The sequence below is a fragment of the Evansella clarkii genome, from assembly GCF_002019695.1.
Classification (GTDB): Bacteria; Bacillota; Bacilli; order Bacillales; family Salisediminibacteriaceae; genus Evansella; species Evansella clarkii.
On the sequence record NZ_KV917376.1, the window covers coordinates 216,118 to 235,716 of the forward strand.

Here is a 19,599-nt window from a genome sequence, read left to right on the forward strand (position 1 = left end):
TGGTATGTCGCTTCGCGAGCCATACTAAAGTGTGTTTTCGCAAGCTCGTGGGCATCGCTAATATCTGTTTTATGACGACGCATCTTAGCCATTTGTAAATTCGCTTCCAATGGATTCATACGGCAGTATGTATGGCCTTTAGTCGCCAGGAACTTTTCCAGTGGTTTTGAGTAAATACCTGTTGCTTCAAACACAATTTCGGGGGCTTGTTTATCCAAAACCGTCATTTCTTCAATTCTGTGATGAAGCCGTTCAAAATCAATCCGAGTATGAGTTAATTCCCCTTCCAATTCACATTGTTTATACCGGTCATAAATAGCAAAAGTACTTTTTCCTTTACTGACATCAAGTGCGATGACATGCTTCAAACGAACCTTCTCCTTTTTAGCCAATCATAGAAGTCTTCACAGCGCCTTATTGATTCCATTTTCTTATACACGATCTCTTGGACCCAACATACTAAACTGATTCAAACAAGGGTGTGAAGTTGGCCGGTTTTTTGATACGGACTCTTATCTTGGTCCCAGAGGCTGTTCGGCCTTTCTTCACTTCTACTATAAAAAAATAGTAGCACAGACCATGGCCTTGGTCTGTGCTACTAATGTTAGTATGTTTTATATACTATTTAGTCAGGCTGCTTTTTCCGCGCCTATTTTCCCTGCAAGGATATAAGCAATCGAAGCGGCAGCTATTGGTATAAGTATTGTAATGAGGTTTCTGTTGCCCAGCATCATCTCACCTGCTGCTCCACCCTCGTAACTCCCTGCTATGTCCGGAGTATACTGCAGAGTTAACAAAATGCCGGAGACTATCTGCAGACCCATCAGTAATATTAAAAATAGTGAAATAAACAATAAAAATTTCTTCATCGGAAAGACCCCTTACACTTTAATATTCTACTTTGGTAAAACCCTGAGGGCACAAATATTCAGGAATTTCACACTTATACTATTTAAACACAATTACAACTTTGTTGCTGGACAAATTGTCACAAGTTTAAGCAAATTTGTCCAGCAAACTGTTTTCTCTGGACAAATTCCGCTTTCTACGTCCTGATTTGTCCAGCAAATCTTCTAATCTGGACAAATCCAACCTTTTCAACGAAAATTTGTCCATAAAATAGTTAATGAAAGTAATTTATTCAAAATATTACTACTTACTCTGGACAAATTTTAGCTGTTTTATTGATATTTGTCCCGCAAACTGTTTTTTCTGGACAAATTCCGCTTTCTACGTCCTGATTTGTCCAGCAAATCTTCTAATCTGGACAAATCCAACCTTTTCAACAAAAATTTGTCCAGCAAACAACATCCAGCCTAGCCTAGATATAACACTAAACTATAAAACAAGCACCGCCCCTCCCAAAAAGAAGAGTCTGGTGCTTCACTTTATTTACTCAATTTCCTCGAAAAATAGTCCGCCTTCTGTCTGAACGAAGAGGGGATCCGTGACACTATCGAGACTGATTATTATATATGGATTGTCCTTTCCCGTTTCCTCTTCGGTGAACTCTACAGTGATGACAGTACCTTCTTCGTCATTGACAACCCCGGCTACATCGATTCCTTTTCCCTGGTTATCACTGCCGAGCGAAAGGACTACTATCGTTTTCTCTTCTTCATCTGTAAAACGTTTATAACCCTGAATTTCCGGAGAATTTTGCAGCTCAGCTGTATATCTGTCAACAGTCAGGTGTTCAGCTGCATCCGTTTCCTCCACTACCTGGTAATCGTCGCCATAGAACAAATACAAGAGGAATGCACCAATAATTAACGGCAAAATAACGAAACTACTTTTTTTCATCGCATAATCCTCCTGGAAAAATTAAATAAGAAACTGTCTCTATATATTTTACCATTCATTTTCCAATTATAGAAACCCATTAATCGAAAAATAAACACCTCTATATGAGATGTTCCTTTATTTTACCAGTTTTCCTTCAAAAACAATTTTTTGTTCAGCCACTTCGATTTCCGTTTTGCCGTTTTTCTTAATTTCTTTCAGGACGGGTTCTTCCATTCGCCTGACCGGCATATAGCCTTCCTCTTTCATCCGATTCAGGCAATCGTCAATTGTTTCCCCGTCCTCCACATAAAACTTTTGCTTATTTCTTTTTTTCTCCATAAAGCGCTTCTCCTTTAATGATTATAATTTCCCTCACGTTCCTGCTTCACTGCCCACTTTAACGCCTCTTCCTCTTTTGGAATCCGTACTGTAAGTAGAAGCACAGCATTAAGAACCGTAAAGAGCACCGCTGTTATATACGCTTCAAATAACAACGGCAAAGTAAGTATTTCAATTGCGACAATCCAGTAATTCGGATGGCTGACCCACTTATACGGCCCTTTTTTTACAAGGTCCGCCCCTGGGAGGACGATTATTTTAGTATTCCAGAACCGGCCAAGAGAAAGAAGCGCCCAAAACCTGCCTGCCTGCGCCAGAATAAAAACAGCCAGAACTATCGGCCAGAACGGAATCAGACCGATTCCCCCGATTGTAACTTCTATAATAAGAGAAGTGAAAAATGCCACATGCATGAGAACAATCCACTTATAATGATCAGCTCCGAATTCCTTCGCTCCCGCAGCCTTCAATTGTTTTTCATTCCGTTTCGCTACCATTACCTCCACAAGCCGCTGTATAACCACTAACACTAACAGGAGCCAGAATGCTGTGAGCATCAAACTTCCTCCTTCCATTCAAGATGAAGAAGTTCAGAACTAAAGCCCGGGCCCAGTGCTGCCATTAATCCATTATCTCCTGTCTGAATTTCGCCATCCATAAATTCCTTTAGTACATATAATACTGTCGGCGAGGACATATTACCATGATTTTTCAATACCTTCCTAGAAATATCTGTTTTTTCAGATGTATATCCTAATGCCTTTTCATATGCTTCAAGTACTTTCTTTCCTCCTGGATGGGCGACAAAATGAGTAATATCACTGAAATTTACTCCTTGTTTTTCAAGAAACTTTTCAACATTCGGTTTCAGCCAGTCCTGAATGATGGAAGGAATATCCCGTGAAAAAATAACCTGCATTCCTTCATTATTAATATCCCAGCCCATGACATCTTCACTGTCAGGCATTAATGTGGACTGTGTTCCAGTAATAAACGGAACAGGCCCTTTATGTAACTGCTCCTCTTTAACAACTTCATCCCCGGCAAGAAGAGCACAAGCTACTCCGTCTGCGAACAAAGAGGTTCCTACAAGATTGCTTTTCCTTGTGTCATTTCTCTGAAAAGTGATACTGCAAAGCTCTATACATAACACAAGCACTTTTGCTGACGGATAAGCAAGACAATACTCATAAGCTCTGCTTAGTCCTGCCCCTCCGCCAGCACACCCCAGCCCCCATAAAGGCACCCTTTTCACATGAGGAGAAAACGACATTTTATTCATGATTCTTGCATCAATTGTCGGGGTGGCAAGGCCGGAGCTGGAAACAAAAAACACAGCGTCGATTTCCTCTTCTTCAAACCTTTTATTAAGATGGTTTTCATTCTGGAGACATTTAATAATTGCCTCTTTGCCGAGCTCAACTGACTTTTCTATGTAGAGATTATTTTTTTCCTCAAAACTGTGGTCGTTTTCAAACCACTCTTTCGGCACGACAAAATTACGGGATTCAATCTGCCCGTTATTAAAAATCCGCAACAGCCTGTCTATATCCTGAAAGCTGTCTTTAAATAACTCCCTGACTACCGCCTCAGTTTCCCGCTGGGAGATTTTAAACTCAGGTACTTCAGTACTTACAGATAAAATTGCAGGCATATTTTTTTCCTCCACATTCATTCTTCCTGTTATCAGGCAGTGTATACAGGCCCACTCTCTGCACAGGTATAGCTATACAAAAATATTAAAAAGAGCGCAAATATCCAAAAGTTCAGTATGATATATATTTCCCTGGAAACTTTCTCCTTAAACAGAATAAAAAATTAAAGAAGGCCCCTGAATTCATTTTCAGGGACCAGCTTCCTTTTATAAAGTTATTCTCCCAAAAAGACGAAGTAGAGGATAAAGACGAAGAACATACCATACATAATCGGATGTACTTCCTTCCCTTTTCCTTTACAGATCATTGTTATCGGGTACATGATAAAGCCTAAAGCAATACCTGTCGCGATACTGTATGTGAGCGGCATTAATATCACCGTCAGGAAGGCTGGAACAGCAATCTCAAATCGTTTCCAGTCAATCTGTGATAAAGAGGACGCCATGAGTATCCCCACAATGATAAGGGCAGGGGCTGTTACCTCCTCTGTAATGACGACCAGTAATGGCGAGAAGAGCAAGGCAACCAGGAACAATGCGCCTGTAACAATGGAAGCGAATCCAGTTCTGGCACCTGCTGCAATTCCTGAGGAAGACTCAATATAGGCAGTCGTCGTGGAAGTTCCCAGGATTGCTCCGATGGAAGTAGCGGATGAATCTGCCAGTAATGCCCGCTGCGCTCTTGGAAGCTTGTTGTCTTTAACAAAACCTGCCTGGTTAGCTACCGCGTATAGAGTTCCTGCAGTATCAAAGAAATCTACGAAAAGGAAAGTTAAAATGACAATTAATAAATTGAATGTAAAGATTTCTGAAAGAGCCATTTCCCCAAATGGTGCAAATGCCGCACCGAATGTAGGCGCCAGGCTTGGAATCGAACCGACAATCTGGTTTGGTGTCGGAACAACCTGGAAAATAACTCCCACTAATGCAGTAACCATCATTCCGTAAAAAATCCCGCCCCGTAAACCGAGGGTCATGAAGATGACGGTGATTACAACCCCAAATATAGCCAGCAGTGTTGGCCCATGTCCTAAATCACCGATCTGGACAAGCGTAGCTTCAGATACTACTACGATCCCAGCTCCCTGAAGCCCGATAAAGGCAATAAATAAACCAATACCAGCTGCGGCCGCATACTTAAGTTCTGCAGGGATTGCATTAATAATTATTTCACGAATTCCAACAAGAGTAATAATGATAAAAACAATACCAGATAAAAATACACCTAATAAAGCTGTTTCCCAAGGTATTCCCATTCCTAAAACGACCGAATAGGTAAAGAACGCGTTCAGCCCCATCCCTGGAGCAAGAGCGATTGGATAACGGGCAACTACACCCATGATTATCGTTCCCAATGCTGCGGCAAGGGCGGTAGCAACATACACAGCTCCTTCGTCCATCCCTGCCCCGCTTAATATAAGCGGGTTAACAAATAAAATATACGCCATGGCGAGGAAAGTTGTTAGTCCTCCCAATGTTTCTTTTTTATAATTCGTACCTAACTCCTGAAAACGAAAGTATCGTTCCATTTTTCAACTCTCCTTATTTTAAAAGATATCTTTAACGAGTAACCATACTGAATTCGTTTAAAAATTATAAGCCTGGCGCCTCTCTGCGAGGAGCACAACGCACAATCCGTCTATATACGCTGTGTGCCTTGTTCTGTTTTCTTCCTTTACAGGTAAGGGCCACGCTTCATAAGTTTCCAGGCATAAAGAGAGCTTTAAAAATAGTTTAAGCTCCAGATCCATAATGGATCTGAAGCTTCCGGTAAATGCATGCTCAAACGATGAGATAAGAAGGGCTGGCTCCCTAATCTGTAATTATTCTCACCGTTCGTAGTCAAGCCATTTACGGTAGCTTGGTAGAAACTTACGGGCCCTATTCCCGATATTATACGAACAATCAGCACTTATTTTCTTTACATTGTTCAGTTTATCAGCGCCCAATAAGCTTGTCAATACAAAAAGACGAATGTTGAGTTAATTTATCGACTCAACATTCGTCTTTTGCTTATCTTATTCTCAATTGCGTCTAAAAGGTAAAGTTTTTCCCGTTATTCCCACTCAATTGTGGAAGGTGGCTTTGATGTAATATCATAGACAACCCGGTTTACATTTTTAACCTCGTTAACAATTCGCGTAGAGATAATTTCTAATACATCATACGGGATACGGGCCCAGTCAGAAGTCATTCCATCGATCGAGGTTACAGCCCGCACGCCCACAGTGTAGTCATATGTTCTTGCATCTCCCATAACTCCTACACTGCGCATATCAGGGAGAGCTGTGAAGTACTGCCAAATTTCACGGTCAAGCCCGGCCTTCTTGATTTCCTCCCGTAAAATCGCATCAGATTCCCGAACAATTTCGAGTTTTTCTTCTGTGATTTCACCAAGGACACGGATACCAAGCCCGGGTCCAGGGAACGGCTGGCGCCAGACAATTTCATCAGGAAGCCCAAGCTCTGTTCCCACGGCGCGCACTTCGTCTTTAAACAAAGTATTTAAAGGTTCAATTAAAGTAAATCTCATATCTTCCGGAAGCCCGCCCACATTATGGTGGGATTTGATCGTCTGGGCTGTATCAGTGCCACTCTCAATAATATCTGTATATAATGTACCCTGTGCAAGGAAATCAATGTCTTTAAGCTCTTGCGCTTCCTCATCGAAAACATAAATAAACTCATTACCGATGATTTTACGTTTCTGTTCCGGGTCTTTTACCCCGCTTAGTTTTGAAAGGAAGCGATCCTGTGCATCAATTTTTATAACATTCATATCAAAACCTTCAGAGAAGGTTTTCATAACACTTTCTGCTTCTCCTTTACGAAGCAGACCGTGATCGATGAACATACATGTGAGCTGGTCGCCGATAGCCTGGTGGATCAATGCCGCGACAACAGAGGAATCAACCCCTCCGCTGAGAGCGCAAAGCACTTTACGGTCCCCTACAAGCTCCCTTACTTTTTCCACTTCCATATCAATGAAATTCTCCATTGACCAGTTTCCTTCACACTCGCAAATATTATAAATGAAGTTTTTTAGCATTTCATTGCCAAATTCGGAATTTCTTACTTCCGGGTGGAATTGCACACCATACAGCTTTCTGCTTTCATCGCTCATTGCCGCTACAGGGCAGGAAATGTTAACAGCATCCACCTGGAATCCTTCAGGAGGAGCTGTCACGAGATCACCATGGCTCATCCAGACAGACTGCTCTTCAGGGAGTCCATCATACAGCTTGCTCTTATTGCTTATATTAATAACTGCTTTACCATACTCCCTGTGGTTGGCAGCTTCCACAGAACCTTTAAAATGATGCGTCATGAGCTGCATACCGTAGCATATTCCAAATACAGGTATGCCTAAATCAAAGATTCTCTCATCACAGCGAGGTGCGCCATCAGCGTAGACACTTCCAGGACCTCCTGAAAAAATGATGCCTTTAGGGTTTATTTCCTTAATTTCTTCTGCGGTAATTTTGTGTGAACGCAGTTCGCTGAATACTCCAAGATCCCGTATCCGGCGCGCAATCAGCTGGTTGTACTGTCCCCCAAAGTCCAGTACAATAATTTTCTCCTTCACATCCTGCATTGTTCTTCCACCTTTACAAATAAATTTCTCTTAAATATCCTTATTCGCTGAATCAATTTCATAATCCGAAATTTAAATCTTTAATACGAACATTAGCTTAAAATGTTATTTTGTCGTTCGATTTACGCTTCAGACGGACGCATTCTGCGGGCACGGCTTCAACTAATTTTTGACGGCTGAACTCCGTCAAAAATGGATTTTCAGCTCGCGCTATTCCCGCAAGAGTCGCCGTCTTACGCTGCAATCGAAAATTAATGTTCGTCTTTTTTATCCAAAAAATATATGAAATTCGTTCTCTCTATATTAAGAAAACTGGAAATCAGCCCGTGCAAGAGTACACGAAGGCAGAATTTCCAGTTTAATATATACTAAAAATCCGCCTTCATAGTCAGGCCGTTTACGGCAGCCCGGTAGAGACTCTTAGGCCAATTCCTAAGGATATATGAGGCAAGACAATATTAAGTTTAGTCATTACAGCTGTTTTAATACTGATTAATTTTAACAGTCAGCCAGAACCTGGTCAAGACTTCAAAGACTTAACCAGTTCCTCCCAGTGCCTTCTTTGCTCTTCCCAATCAGCTTCATTAGCTTTGCCGCCATAGTATACTCTTTCGTACGCAGCTGTCATCTGAGCCATTGCTGCTGAATTTAAAACTCTGTCCACCCTGACTGCATATTCTCTGAGTGTTTCTCCTTCAGCCCGGGGCAGACCCTCGTTTTCCAGGATCCACAACAATCGTTCGTATGCGGAAGCAAATGTTTCTCCTTTTCCGAACAATCGGTATTTAGCTGTAAAGTAAAAGTTCACAAGAAGATTTTGTTTTCTGTACATGAGCATTGCAAGTAATAAAACAGCAACAGATATAATAATGGACTTCATAGTGAAGAACTCCGTATTTGAAATGCCTGAAGAAGAACTGTCTCCTCCCCCAAAGTCGGAGCCTTCATAATCTTCCATTGGAGGGATAAAGTCATCCTGGTTCTCCATTTCAGGATAATCCCTATCTTCTGTCCCGGCTGATTCTTCCGCAGCACTTTCCTCTTCTTCCTCATAAAATTCCGTGTTATTAGAAAAGCCCTGAGTTGGTTCAAATGGAACCCAGCCAGTGCCGGGGAAGTACACTTCTACCCAGGAATGGGCGTTTGAATTTTTTATTTCATAACGCTTTCTCCCATTTTCCAGGGTTTCAACCTCTTCGCCTTCAGTATACCCTTTTACCCACCGAGCAGGAATATCCACTGCCCGAAGCATCACGGTCATAGCAGTTGAAAAATTGTCACAATAACCGTACTGAGTCTCAAAGAGGAACTGATCCACATAATCTTCGTCTTCGCCTGGAACCGGAACATCGGATGTTTCATACCGGAAACCATTTGCTCCGAAATAGCTTTCTACTGCCTTTACCTGGTCGTATCGGTTATCATGCTCTGCCACAATTTCCTCCGCCAGCTCTGTTACTCTGTCCGGCAGGGTGTCAGGTAACTGCAGATACATGTCTCTTATATGACTCGGGTCCTCTTCGGTCAGTTCCATTAAATCATTAATATTGAATCTCGCTTCTTCATACAGGATCATGTATTCGGTAAGATTAACCGAGTCGCTGCCTGATCTCACAGCAATTTTCCCAGTGTCTCCATCACTGAAGAAAGACAGATCTTCTATATTACCTGATTCTCCATTAACAGAATGCTTTATCGAGTTCATGTGAACGCCGTTCATCTGTCCCGGGTAGAAAAAATGGCTGAACCCAGCTTCGTTTTCCATTTCAATAGTAACCGTCTGCTGCTCTTCCTCTTCACTGATTTCAAAAAGAAGGTTAGATATCCCGCCAGCCGCGACTTCCAGAGGAAGTTCTTCCAGCTCCGGGTCAGACCTCCAGCCATGGCCGGTGTATTCATTTTTAGATTCCCCTCGCCAGTAGGAGCCTTCCGCAGCTTCTGCGTAAAATACAGTAGCATGATCCTGTACAAAGCCGCCGCCGAGCCTTTCATCATTCTCCCCATAACCTACACGCCTCATAGTTCCTCCGGCAGTCCCCTCCTGTCCAAGAACATATTTATTAAAGGACGGAACTGGATCTGCCCATTGCGGCTCGTATTTAGGAGCTGCATATCCTGCGGCAGCTGCAACAAGTATCATTAGGATCAGTGTATACATCCACGCGGTTGACAAATGTGGCTTTTTTGAACGCCCGATCGCTTTTTCTTCTTCCTGGATTTTCAGCATATGAAGAAGTGAAAGCATGAAAAAGCCAATAACCACTATTCTGATAATCGCCATAGAAGCGTCCACCGGAGTAAAGGTATCAAGTACAGTAATATATATAACGGTAGCCAGCAAAAAGAAAAATACTTTTTTTGTATGGAAAAGCCAGAAGTAAAGTAAATAACAAATCAATGACATGAGGAGCAGAAGGAGAAACGTCCGGAAAAAGTCAGTTAAAGCTGCTAAATCCCAGGAAAAAATAAGCCTGAGATTATAGGCTGCTTCCGAAAGAAACAGCTTAAACGTCTCCCATCCTCCATCACTGGAAAAAAATTGCCCTTCGCCAAAGATATAGTGTAACGCAAATACCGAACCTGCAAAGATAACAGGAATAATTATTTTAAGGGGCATTCGCAAATAAATTAATGCTCCGCTGAAAAACGCGAACATAACAAAAACCGATATAAAGGAAGTGTTTGTTACAGTAGGGATTGGCCGCAGCCACTCCCACAAAAGCAGCATTGCTAATATATATATAAATAAATGTGTGACGGAATAGTTCTGTCTGCCCCCACTCATTTGTTTCATTTAATCACCTCTAGTTGGCGGCTGCTCTGTCCAAAGCCTCGTCGAGGTCACCGCCAGAAAGAATATATGCTTCAGCACCGTAGCGCCGCAGCTGTGTAAACCTCTTTTGTTCCCGTTCATCGTTTTCACCGCGGCTAATGAGACAGAAATATACCTGATTCCTTCTGGAGAGAAGCATCCTCATCGTTTCCAGCATGGTATCCGTAAGCTCTGCTGAAACGATAAACAAGGTCGTTCCGTATGGAATACTTTTTTCATACTCTTTCAGTATAGTGGCGAAATCCACTCCGAAATCTCCCTGGACCTTTGACAGATGATAAATAATCTGTTTCTGGTGGGCTGTTCCTGTATCAACAGGAAATGCTTTATTACTGCTGCCCAGAGTCCATAATCCAAGCTTAAGCTGCTTACGATTAGCATGAAGAGTAAGGGAAGTTACCAGCTCAATTCCTTTTTCATAAGCAGTATAGCTGCCTGAGTTTATATCAGGCAGGTTGTTATTGAAGATGACCAGAAAATTCTGGCCAAGAAATTCTTCAAATTCCTTTGTCATTAACTTGGAAGAGCGGGCAGTAACCTTCCAGTCGATACTCGTAAGTTTATCTCCCGGAACATATTCACGCGCTCCTGCAACGGAAGTGATATCTTCAATAAAGTCCATCGAGGAAATATGCGTTTCTGTTTCGTGTTTCTCGTAAGCTGTCCATTTTTCAATATTATGGTAGTTTGGATAAACAAGAAGCTGCTCTTCCAGTGCTTTAAATTTTCTTTTATGGAAGATACCAAACATATCACTCGTTTCCATGGTTACGCCATAAAAGAAGTATTCGCCCCTTTGCATTTCCGGCACCGTATAGGAAAAGACAAGCTCCCTTTTAAACCCAGGATAAAAGATTATTCTCGTATCATTTCCAGGAAGGATCCGTGCCAGTTCTTCTCCAATTTCGTCTTTGACAGACAAATAAAGAAACGGGAATGGCAGTCTCCGGCGTATTGTTACAGTAACTGTCAGTTCAGATCCGGCAATGACATTGTCTTCCACTTCCCTTGAAACTTTGAAACTTCCAAGTGGTACAGCGGCATAGAGGAGCATCAATATTACCAGGACAGTCGTTGTGTAAAACAAGAACCAGCTCACAAACCCTCCCTGGAACATGGCGTAGCTGAATAAGCTTCCAAATACCGCGGCCACAAAAATAATTTTTAAAACTAGTTTCAGAAAGTGAAGGAGGGAGCTCCGCTTCATCGGCCTGACTCTCTCCCAACCGGTATTTTCACCTGATCGACAACTTCTCTTATCACACGTTCATTAGATATATCCGAGAGTTTTGCGTCAGAATTCAATATTATCCTGTGCTGCAGGACATACGGCGCCAGATATTTAATATCATCAGGAAGCACAAAATCCCTGCCCTGCATAAAAGCATAGGCCTGGCCAGCCTTCATAAGGGCGATAGAAGCACGCGGGCTCGCACCGAGATAGACAGCATGATGCCTTCTTGTGGCAGTAGTCAAATCAATGATATATCTTTTAACGGTTTCATCAACATACACATTCAGCACTTGCTTTTGCATATCTGTAAGATCCTCTAATGAAAGTACTGCCTCCAGTTTTTCTATAGGATGCTGTTTCTCCACCCGGTTAAGAACTTCAAGCTCTTCTTCCCTCGATGGATAGCCAATTTTAAATTTGAACAAAAACCTGTCAAGCTGTGCTTCCGGGAGAGGATATGTCCCTCCGTATTCTATTGGGTTCTGTGTCGCCATCACAAAGAACGGATCCTGCAGCTCCCTTGTTTCCCCATCTGTTGTAACGCTTCCCTCTTCCAATGCTTCAAGGAGAGCGGCCTGAGTTTTCGGAGATGTTCTGTTAATTTCATCCGCAAGGACAATATTCGCCATGATTGGTCCCCGGCGGAACTGGAAGTCCAGCGTTTTCTGGTTGAAAACAGACACACCCGTAACGTCAGATGGGAGAAGATCCGGTGTAAACTGAATTCGTTTAAATTCTGCGCCGAGTGATTTCGCTATAGCACGAACCATCATCGTTTTTCCAACACCAGGGACATCTTCAAGAAGGACATGTCCACCGCTGAGAAGGGCGATAAAGCTTAACTCTATTTCCTTTCTCTTGCCTACAACGACTTTTTCTACATTTTCTATAATTCTATAAATATGCGGCTGTGTAACCGCCATTTCTTCACGTTGAGCTCTCACTAAAACTACCTCCTTATATGCGAGCATACTAAAATATCGGAATGACATTTCAGTATATATCTATCATATCACGAACAAGTAAACAGTTTATAGTGTGGAAAACTTGTTTTTCTGTTACAAATCGCCATAATTCTTCTGTTTTCATTTGTTTTCGGCGAGATGGATGAAAATGTAAATTTTTATAAAAAAACTCGCCGATTGGAAAGGCTTAAGGCGAAGACAGAGGCGTAATTGTACTTATACTTTAGCCCTGAATATTTTTTCTGCGCCGAATCAACTTCTGTGCTAAAATTTATGCTTTCTTAAAGTGCAGGAAAAAACCGCTTCGAACTTGTTAGTCGAAGCGGCTGCGAACAATTTTTTAATGTCAAAATCTTTATTTGTTTAAAATTCTCCTCTTGACTGGTTAATCGGTTCCTCCAGCATAGCATCTTTACTGTCTTCAGAATCGCCGCGTTTTTGCGACGGGGACTCTGCGAGGTCGTGGTCGGCCTGAATGGTGAGGACATAATCGCCCCGCTTAAAGTAAGCATGGTACATATCAGATTCAGGATCTTTTTTTGAGATTACTTCCAGATCATCTTCACTGACACCTTCCATTTCCTGCAGCTTCTTAATATATTCGTCTTTCTCATCGAGAGAATCCAGTACAGCAATCACTTTTCGTTCCATTTGAATAAGCACCTCCGGGAGGATGTTATTTATAGGAAAGGATACCCTCCCTGAATTGCGTCTAAACAAAATAAGGTTTCGAAAACCTCCAGATTTACACCCCGCATGGCAAAGATTTATTGTAAAATGAATAAGTAAGTTCTCCTGAACCAATTTTCAGCAGGAAACAAAGGAGGAAAGTTAATTGCTGTATCTTTTACTTTTTACTATTGTGGCCGCGGCACTCTTTGGCGTCTATTATATAAATATCGGCCTGGCAAAAGTCCAGCTGGAAGAGCTTGTCCACCGGCTGACCCAGGATGAAATTACTCACCGGGATCTGGATGAATGGGAGTTTAATATGGAAAAACTGTTTGGAAAACCATTCGGGACAAAAACACCTATACTTCATTACGGCGAGTATTATGAATCTTTTATTAACAGGACAGACCCGTCTTATGAATCTAAGACTCTTGAAAAATACCGTAAATTTAAAGCAAAACAGAAGGTCTAGGTGAGGAGAAATCCTCACCTTATTTTTATATTTATCAGCCATTCCCTGTCAACGGCAAGGAGTGTCACAACATGAGGTTTTATGAGTTTTATAAGTGTTAATTTCTATGTAATCTTTCCTGTTTATCCTAAGGACTTTTCTGTAAATAAGGGTAAATTAGTTGACATTATATCTGAAAATTTGAAATAATCTGCGTATGACATTAATTTACATAATAATAAACTGCCAACTCTCCTGTTTTGGAAGCAGGCCTTTTTTTTACTAATGCTGTTATAGGTCAGTTCAAGTAAGATTTATATCCCTAAACAGTTTCCTGCCAGCGAGAGCACAGATTTCAGAATCCGGAAAGAAAGAAGGGAAAAATATGTGGATACTTATTGGTTTCTGGGTGGTGGCCGCCCTGTCAGTGATTGCTGCGATTAAATACCGAAAACCGCTCCTCCTCACCGTTCCGCTGTTTGCGATGGCCGGATTTATGGTGATTCAGATTGCTATGGTGCCCATGCCTTTCTGGGAGACAGTCAGGTTTATATTTAATCTGAGATAGGCTGGAGGTGGATTTAATGAACAGAAAAGCAGACGTTACTTCATTTCAATGCCCATATTGCCGGAGCAGCAGTGTTACAATGCTGCACAAATGGCGTTATTTGTTTATGACATCGATGCTTCCTGTGCTGGTTATCCTGGCTGCAGGAATCTTTTTCGAACCACTGTTTCTTTTATTTATACCAGCAGTGATTATCACCAACTATATTATTGCCGTAAGGAAAACTCCAATGCTGATATGCCGGGGCTGCCGCTATATTGAAAGAGGTTCCCCCGCTCAGTAAGTTAAAGTTTTTATTCAATTATGAAAGCGGTTTCCAATAAGCTTATTAAGGAGGTGAGGCCAGCAACTCTCTGAAACTATGAGCACCTTTAAAGGAGGAAGTTTTGTATGCGGAAGATAGATAAGAAAAAAGCAGACCAGTATTTCAAAATTCGAACAACTCTCATTGTCGTTTTTTTAGCAATTGGTTTCCTTGTATCTTTCGGAGTCGCTGCCTTCGCAGACGTCATCCTTGAAACAGGAGCTACGATTATGGGGATGCCCGCCCATTATTACATGGGGGCCCAGGGAGCTGTTGCCACCTTCGTAATTCTGCTCTTTTTAAATGCTGTGATCAGTGATCGGATCGATAAAAAATTTGGTATTGATGAAAAACAGAACGTTAAACTCAGCGGTGGCGGTGCCGATCATTAAACCGCCTCCCTCCGTTTTTTTTACGGAGTACTAACATCCTCTAGGAGGGATAATTTGTGGACCAGCAGGCGATAGTATCACTAATATTAATCTTATTAACCTTTGCTCTTTATATCGGAATTTCCATTTACAATCGCGCAAAAGCTACATCAGATTTTTACGTAGCCAGCCGGGGGATCCCGCCGTTCTGGAACGGGATGGCCATTGGCGGAGACTGGATGAGTGCGGCTTCCTTTATCGGTATGGCCGGTACCGTCATGATACTTGGCTATGACGGCCTTGCTTATATTATGGGCTGGACGGGAGGTTATTTATTACTTACATTCCTCCTTGCACCTCAGCTGCGGAAATACGGTCGCTTTACGGTGCCGGAATTCATCGGTGACCGTTTTGACAGCAACCCTGCCAGGCTGATCGCTGCTATTGCAACAATTATTATTAGTTTCACATATATTATCGGACAGCTTTCCGGTTCAGGTGTGGTAATTGGACGTATCCTGAATCTCCCTGCTTCCACAGGGGTAATGATCGGGGTTGTTGTTATTGCTATTTATGCAACTCTCGGCGGGATGAAGGGAGTTACCTGGACTCAGGTTGCCCAGTATATGATTCTTATTACTGCTTACATTATTCCAATCGTGTTCCTGTCGCTGCAGATTACAGGTAACCCGCTGCCATGGCTTACATACGGCAATATTGTTAATGAACTTGGAGCAATCGACCAGGAGCTTGGTTTGTCAGAGTACTTCGCACCGTTTGATGAAAGTAACAGAGCACAGTTTCTCGCCCTTTTATTTACATTAATGGTAGGTACAGCAGCTCTCCCGCACGTAATTGTCCGTTTTTACACTGTGACAACAATGAAAGCTGCCCGCTGGAGCGGTGCATGGGCACTTCTTTTCATCGCTCTTCTTTATCTTTCCGCACCAGCCTACGCGGCATTTTCACGCTTCGTTATTATGACAGAAGTTGTGGGCTCGCCAATTGATGACCTCCCGGCATGGACAGAACCGTGGCTGAACACAGGTCTTCTGCAAATTGCCGACACGGACGGCGACGGAGTACTGTCCTGGGAAGACCTGGTTATACATCAGGATATCGTTGTAATGGCAACCCCGGAAATCGCCAATCTCGGTATGTTCGTTGTAGGTCTCATCGCAGCCGGCGCAATGGCCGCAGCCCTTTCTACAGCAGGCGGGCTGCTGATAACTATTTCGTCTTCGTTTGCACACGATATTTATTACCGGCTTCTGAAGCCGGACGCTACTGACAGCAAACGCCTTCTGGCAGGACGGATCGCCATCGTACTCGCAACAGTTGCAGCCGGGGTTGTAGCCCTTGACCCGCCTGGGGTTATAACACAGATTATTGCCTGGGCCTTTGCACTTGCAGGTGGAACGTTCTTCCCTGTTCTTTTCCTCGGCGTCTGGTGGAAACGCATGAACCGTCAGGGTGCCATTGCAGGAATGCTTGGGGGACTGACAGTTACCCTGACTTATATTTTTATGTCTATGGCAGGCATTACCTTATTCGGTATCCAGGACACTGGGGCCGGACTGTTCGGGGTAACTGCAAACCTTGTGCTCTGTATAATCGTTTCCCTGATGACCCCGCCTCCGGAACAGCGTCTTCAGGATGAAGCAGTTGATCTTCGCTATCCGGAACAAATGACTTACAAAGATGGTGAGGTTTGGATCAATGATGAGCAAGCAAAATAATTATCTGGAGAAAGCAAAGAATCATCCTCTTTTCAGCGGCACTTCAGCCGCTGAACTGGAGGGACTGCTGGAGCAATGTGAGTTAAACAGCTACAGCAGAGGCGATAAGATCCTCTACGCGAAGTCTGTGCGGGAGGGTCTTCTCCTTATGATGGAGGGTATTGCGGAAGTATGTGTGGATACTGGCCAGGAACCCACGGACCAGGAGGTGCTGGAAGTACTTGAAGCCGGTGAAATAATCGGTTTTTCCAGCCTGGCAGACTTTCTCGGTGAAGCGAATCCCCATGAGGTTAATTATACTGTCGAAGTCAACGCCGCAGAGAATTCCGTCTGTCTCCACATCCCGTACACAGTACTGGAGGCACGCTGGAGCGATGAAGGTGTCCGTGACTACATGATGCGCCAGGTGGCAGTCCGGCTTCGGGAGGTATATGCTTCCCTCGCGGAACAAGTCAGGCTGGCTCGCCAGTGGGGGGAAAGCGATCCTTTTATCCGTCGTGTGCAGGATTTGATGAACCAGCCTCCTGTCACTGTAACAGCCTCCACTCCAGTACAGGACGCCGCCCGGTACATGGTCGAGGCCGGAGTCAGTTCACTATTAATCACAGATAGAAATGATCAGCTATGCGGTATTATAACTGAAAAAGATATCGTATCCCGTGTAGTCTCAGCAGGAGACAGCGGACATCTGACGGCAGAAGATATTATGACACCGGAACCAGTGGATGTTTCCCGCTCTGCTTATTACTATGAAGCATTGTCGAAATTTCTGACAAACGGTGTGAAGCATTTGCCGGTCACAGACAAAGGAAAGCCCCTTGGAATGGTTACTCTCTCAGACCTTCTCCGCAAGAAATCCCGGGGAACGTTCGATGTTCTTCAGAAAATTGAACACTCCACTGCCGAAAATCTACATGAGGTAAAACATGCCATTTACGGAGTGCTCGATAAGCTGATCGAGGACGATATTCCTACACTGCATGTAATGGAGGTTATTACAAATCTGTATGACCGTCTGGTGCGTCACTGTGCAGACCTCACCGTGGAAAAAATGGCAGAACAGGGCTACGGAAAACCGCCCGTTTCCTTTGTATTTTTCGTCATGGGGAGCGGAGGCAGGGGCGAGCAGTTTATGCTGTCTGACCAGGATCACTTTTTAGTTTATGAAGACATTCACCATGAACAGGCTAAAGACGTTGAGGCTTATTTCAGCACTTTTGGCATCTTTATTACAAAAATGATGGAAGCTGCAGGCTATAAGCGCTGCCAAGGGGATATGATGGCAAGTTCCGGAAAGTGGCGGGGAACGATCACCCGCTGGGAGGAACGCCTGCGTACATGGGGACTCAGGGCGACGAACGAGAACATTCTGCTGGGCCATAATTTCCTTTCTTTCCGTTACTTATATGGGGACGAAGAACTTGAGGGCAAATTTACGCAGATGGTAAAAGAGCAGTTAAATAAGTCAAGAATCTTTCTTTACCGGGCTGCTGAACAGGAGAAGCAGTCCCCCGTTCCAACACTGGACCATCCAATCAGAGCTCTTTTCAGAATGAAGCGGGATAAGATTGATATAAAAAAACAAGCACTCTTCCCTCTTTATCACGGGCTGCAGCTTCTCGGAGCCCGCCATGGCATTGTGGAAGGGACACCTAAAGAACGGATCAGCCTTCTTGAAGCCGAGAATGTCTTCACCAGAGAGTTTGCAGACGACCTTCTTTTTGCCTACGAAGTAGTACTGTCTATCCGCGTCTCCCAGTCATGGTCACGGTATAAACGAGGGGAAGAAAACTCGAGCGTTGTCCACTTTGTGCACATGAAAAGCAGGGAAAAAGAAGAGCTGATGCATGCCCTGAAGACGATCCGTTCCCTTCAGAACAAGACGCTCGCTGCCTTTGGAATCATGTAAATGTATTATGGCAGGGAGGGTGCGATTTTGTTGGTCAGGATGGCACTTAGAGAATTGGGTATTCGATTTCGAGAATTAGACTCCTGATTTCGAAAATTGGGCCTGACATTTCGAGAATTGGATCACCGTTTTCGAGAATTAGATTGCATTTCGAGAATAGGGCTCCTGATTTCGAGAATAGAACCTGACATTTCGAGAATTGGAAACCAGATTCCATTAACAGAACCATCTGTTTCGATAAATGACTGCTTTTTTCAATGTGGGATGTCGCTTGATATGTTTCTTTCCTCCATACGGAGAGCCGAAAATAAAGGAGTGTTCCGGTTATGATGTTTTGGAAGAAAAAGAAAATGCATTATCAGCTGACCCAGGATAAGCCACTGAACACCCCAATTCGAGACCTGTCATTTACAGTTTTTGACACTGAAACTACTGGTTTCGCTGTTGGCAGCACAGACAGACTGATTGAGATAGGCGCAGTTCAGGTGGAGGGTCTCCATGTAACTGACCGCACTTTTCAGACTTACGTCAACCCAGAACGGGATATTCCAGAGCGAATTACAAATCTGACCGGAATAACTGAAGAGCAAGTGGCAAATGCAACAGATGCTTTTGAAGCTATTAATAAGTTTTATAGTTTCATTGAAAGCAACGGGAGCGACAGCTGGGTCGGCCACTATCTTGCCTTCGACGTAACCGTTCTTAAGAAAGAGCTACTCCGCTGCAAATATACGTTTGACGAACCGCTTTCTATCGATACACTCGATTTAATAGGCTTTCTTGCTCCATCGTGGGATATGCGGGACCTCCAGCATTATGCATTAAATTTCGGAACGAAGATTTTCAGGCGTCACAGTGCTGTTGGAGACGCTCTCACAACAGCACACCTTTTCGTTGAGCTGCTCCACTTTCTCGAAGACCGTGGGAAAACAACGCTTGGCGATCTCGCCGATATTACAAGACCAGTGAATGGAAGTTCTGTATTTCATAGATAAGGAAGCCGCCGCTCTTTACTTATTTTTTTCAAGCGGGCATGCGACAGCCCCTTGCGTTACCGCTCTCTTCTTATTTTCCACCAAGCGGGTATGCGAGACACTCTTGCGTTACCGCTCTCTATCTTATTTTCCACCAACCGGGCATGCGAGACACTCTCGCGTTACCGCTCCCCACTTATTTTTAC

20 protein-coding genes and 2 riboswitches are annotated in these 19,599 nt (G+C 43.4%); of the genes, 7 read left to right on the forward strand and 13 right to left on the reverse strand.

Annotation, left to right across the window (positions count from 1 at the left end):
• The 13 genes from BK582_RS27750 to BK582_RS00925 form a co-directional block, all read right to left on the reverse strand.
• Positions 1-368 (reverse strand): IS110 family transposase (locus BK582_RS27750; protein ID WP_244895306.1); only part of this gene is annotated, 368 nt, incomplete at its 3' end.
• Positions 369-629: 261 nt separating this feature from the next.
• Positions 630-869 (reverse strand): hypothetical protein, encoded by a 240-nt coding sequence (locus tag BK582_RS00875; RefSeq protein WP_078592561.1) that lies wholly within the window; start codon positions 867-869, stop codon positions 630-632.
• A 523-nt stretch (positions 870-1,392) separates the two neighbouring features.
• Positions 1,393-1,803 carry a hypothetical protein gene (locus tag BK582_RS00880; protein ID WP_078592562.1) on the reverse strand — a complete coding sequence of 137 codons (411 nt, stop codon included), beginning with the start codon at positions 1,801-1,803 and terminating at the stop codon, positions 1,393-1,395.
• Positions 1,804-1,920: 117 nt separating this feature from the next.
• Positions 1,921-2,124, reverse strand: a complete 204-nt coding sequence (locus tag BK582_RS00885; protein ID WP_078592563.1) for an NETI motif-containing protein — start codon at positions 2,122-2,124, stop codon at positions 1,921-1,923.
• Between the two features lie 14 nt (positions 2,125-2,138).
• A complete protein-coding gene (locus BK582_RS00890) occupies positions 2,139-2,681 on the reverse strand; it encodes an isoprenylcysteine carboxyl methyltransferase family protein (RefSeq protein ID WP_078592564.1) in 543 nt (180 codons plus the stop codon).
• Positions 2,681-3,799, reverse strand: a complete 1,119-nt coding sequence (locus tag BK582_RS00895; RefSeq protein WP_078592565.1) for a type III polyketide synthase — start codon at positions 3,797-3,799, stop codon at positions 2,681-2,683. The genes BK582_RS00890 and BK582_RS00895 overlap by 1 nt, the downstream gene beginning before the upstream one ends.
• A gap of 194 nt (positions 3,800-3,993) precedes the next feature.
• The gene (locus BK582_RS00900; protein WP_078592566.1) at positions 3,994-5,307 is read right to left on the reverse strand and encodes an NCS2 family permease; all 1,314 of its coding nucleotides are present in this window, start codon (positions 5,305-5,307) and stop codon (positions 3,994-3,996) included.
• Positions 5,308-5,597: 290 nt separating this feature from the next.
• Positions 5,598-5,699: riboswitch (purine riboswitch) on the reverse strand.
• Positions 5,700-5,834: 135 nt separating this feature from the next.
• Entirely contained in the window at positions 5,835-7,373 is a 1,539-nt protein-coding gene (guaA, locus tag BK582_RS00905; protein WP_078592567.1) for a glutamine-hydrolyzing GMP synthase, read from the reverse strand.
• 97 nt (positions 7,374-7,470) lie between these two features.
• Positions 7,471-7,617, reverse strand: coding sequence for a hypothetical protein (locus BK582_RS26685; protein WP_169910708.1), 147 nt, complete (start codon positions 7,615-7,617; stop codon positions 7,471-7,473).
• A gap of 121 nt (positions 7,618-7,738) precedes the next feature.
• Positions 7,739-7,839, reverse strand: a riboswitch (purine riboswitch).
• A 54-nt stretch (positions 7,840-7,893) separates the two neighbouring features.
• The gene (locus tag BK582_RS00910) at positions 7,894-10,167 is read right to left on the reverse strand and encodes a transglutaminase TgpA family protein (RefSeq protein ID WP_078592568.1); all 2,274 of its coding nucleotides are present in this window, start codon (positions 10,165-10,167) and stop codon (positions 7,894-7,896) included.
• 10 nt (positions 10,168-10,177) lie between these two features.
• Positions 10,178-11,413: a DUF58 domain-containing protein gene (locus BK582_RS00915; protein ID WP_078592569.1), complete on the reverse strand. Its 1,236-nt coding sequence runs from the start codon at positions 11,411-11,413 to the stop codon at positions 10,178-10,180.
• Positions 11,410-12,363, reverse strand: a complete 954-nt coding sequence (locus BK582_RS00920; protein ID WP_078597731.1) for an AAA family ATPase — start codon at positions 12,361-12,363, stop codon at positions 11,410-11,412. Before BK582_RS00920 ends, BK582_RS00915 begins: the two co-directional genes overlap by 4 nt.
• Before the next feature lie 405 nt (positions 12,364-12,768).
• Positions 12,769-13,056, reverse strand: a complete 288-nt coding sequence (locus tag BK582_RS00925; RefSeq protein WP_078592570.1) for a hypothetical protein — start codon at positions 13,054-13,056, stop codon at positions 12,769-12,771.
• A gap of 184 nt (positions 13,057-13,240) precedes the next feature.
• Here BK582_RS00925 and BK582_RS00930 point away from each other — a divergent pair, with 184 nt between their 5' ends.
• The 7 genes from BK582_RS00930 (at position 13,241) to BK582_RS00960 (ending at position 19,414) form a co-directional block, all read left to right on the forward strand.
• Positions 13,241-13,549 carry a hypothetical protein gene (locus BK582_RS00930; protein WP_078592571.1) on the forward strand — a complete coding sequence of 103 codons (309 nt, stop codon included), beginning with the start codon at positions 13,241-13,243 and terminating at the stop codon, positions 13,547-13,549.
• A gap of 364 nt (positions 13,550-13,913) precedes the next feature.
• A complete protein-coding gene (locus BK582_RS00935) occupies positions 13,914-14,096 on the forward strand; it encodes a hypothetical protein (RefSeq protein WP_078592572.1) in 183 nt (60 codons plus the stop codon).
• 16 nt (positions 14,097-14,112) lie between these two features.
• A complete protein-coding gene (locus tag BK582_RS00940) occupies positions 14,113-14,379 on the forward strand; it encodes a hypothetical protein (protein ID WP_078592573.1) in 267 nt (88 codons plus the stop codon).
• 107 nt (positions 14,380-14,486) lie between these two features.
• Positions 14,487-14,792 carry a DUF4212 domain-containing protein gene (locus tag BK582_RS00945; RefSeq protein ID WP_078592574.1) on the forward strand — a complete coding sequence of 102 codons (306 nt, stop codon included), beginning with the start codon at positions 14,487-14,489 and terminating at the stop codon, positions 14,790-14,792.
• Between the two features lie 56 nt (positions 14,793-14,848).
• Entirely contained in the window at positions 14,849-16,510 is a 1,662-nt protein-coding gene (locus BK582_RS00950; RefSeq protein ID WP_078592575.1) for a sodium:solute symporter family protein, read from the forward strand.
• A complete protein-coding gene (locus BK582_RS00955; protein ID WP_078592576.1) occupies positions 16,491-18,419 on the forward strand; it encodes a DUF294 nucleotidyltransferase-like domain-containing protein in 1,929 nt (642 codons plus the stop codon). The genes BK582_RS00950 and BK582_RS00955 overlap by 20 nt, the downstream gene beginning before the upstream one ends.
• A 329-nt stretch (positions 18,420-18,748) precedes the next feature.
• Positions 18,749-19,414: a 3'-5' exonuclease gene (locus BK582_RS00960; protein WP_078597732.1), complete on the forward strand. Its 666-nt coding sequence runs from the start codon at positions 18,749-18,751 to the stop codon at positions 19,412-19,414.
• Positions 19,415-19,599: the final 185 nt, after the last annotated feature.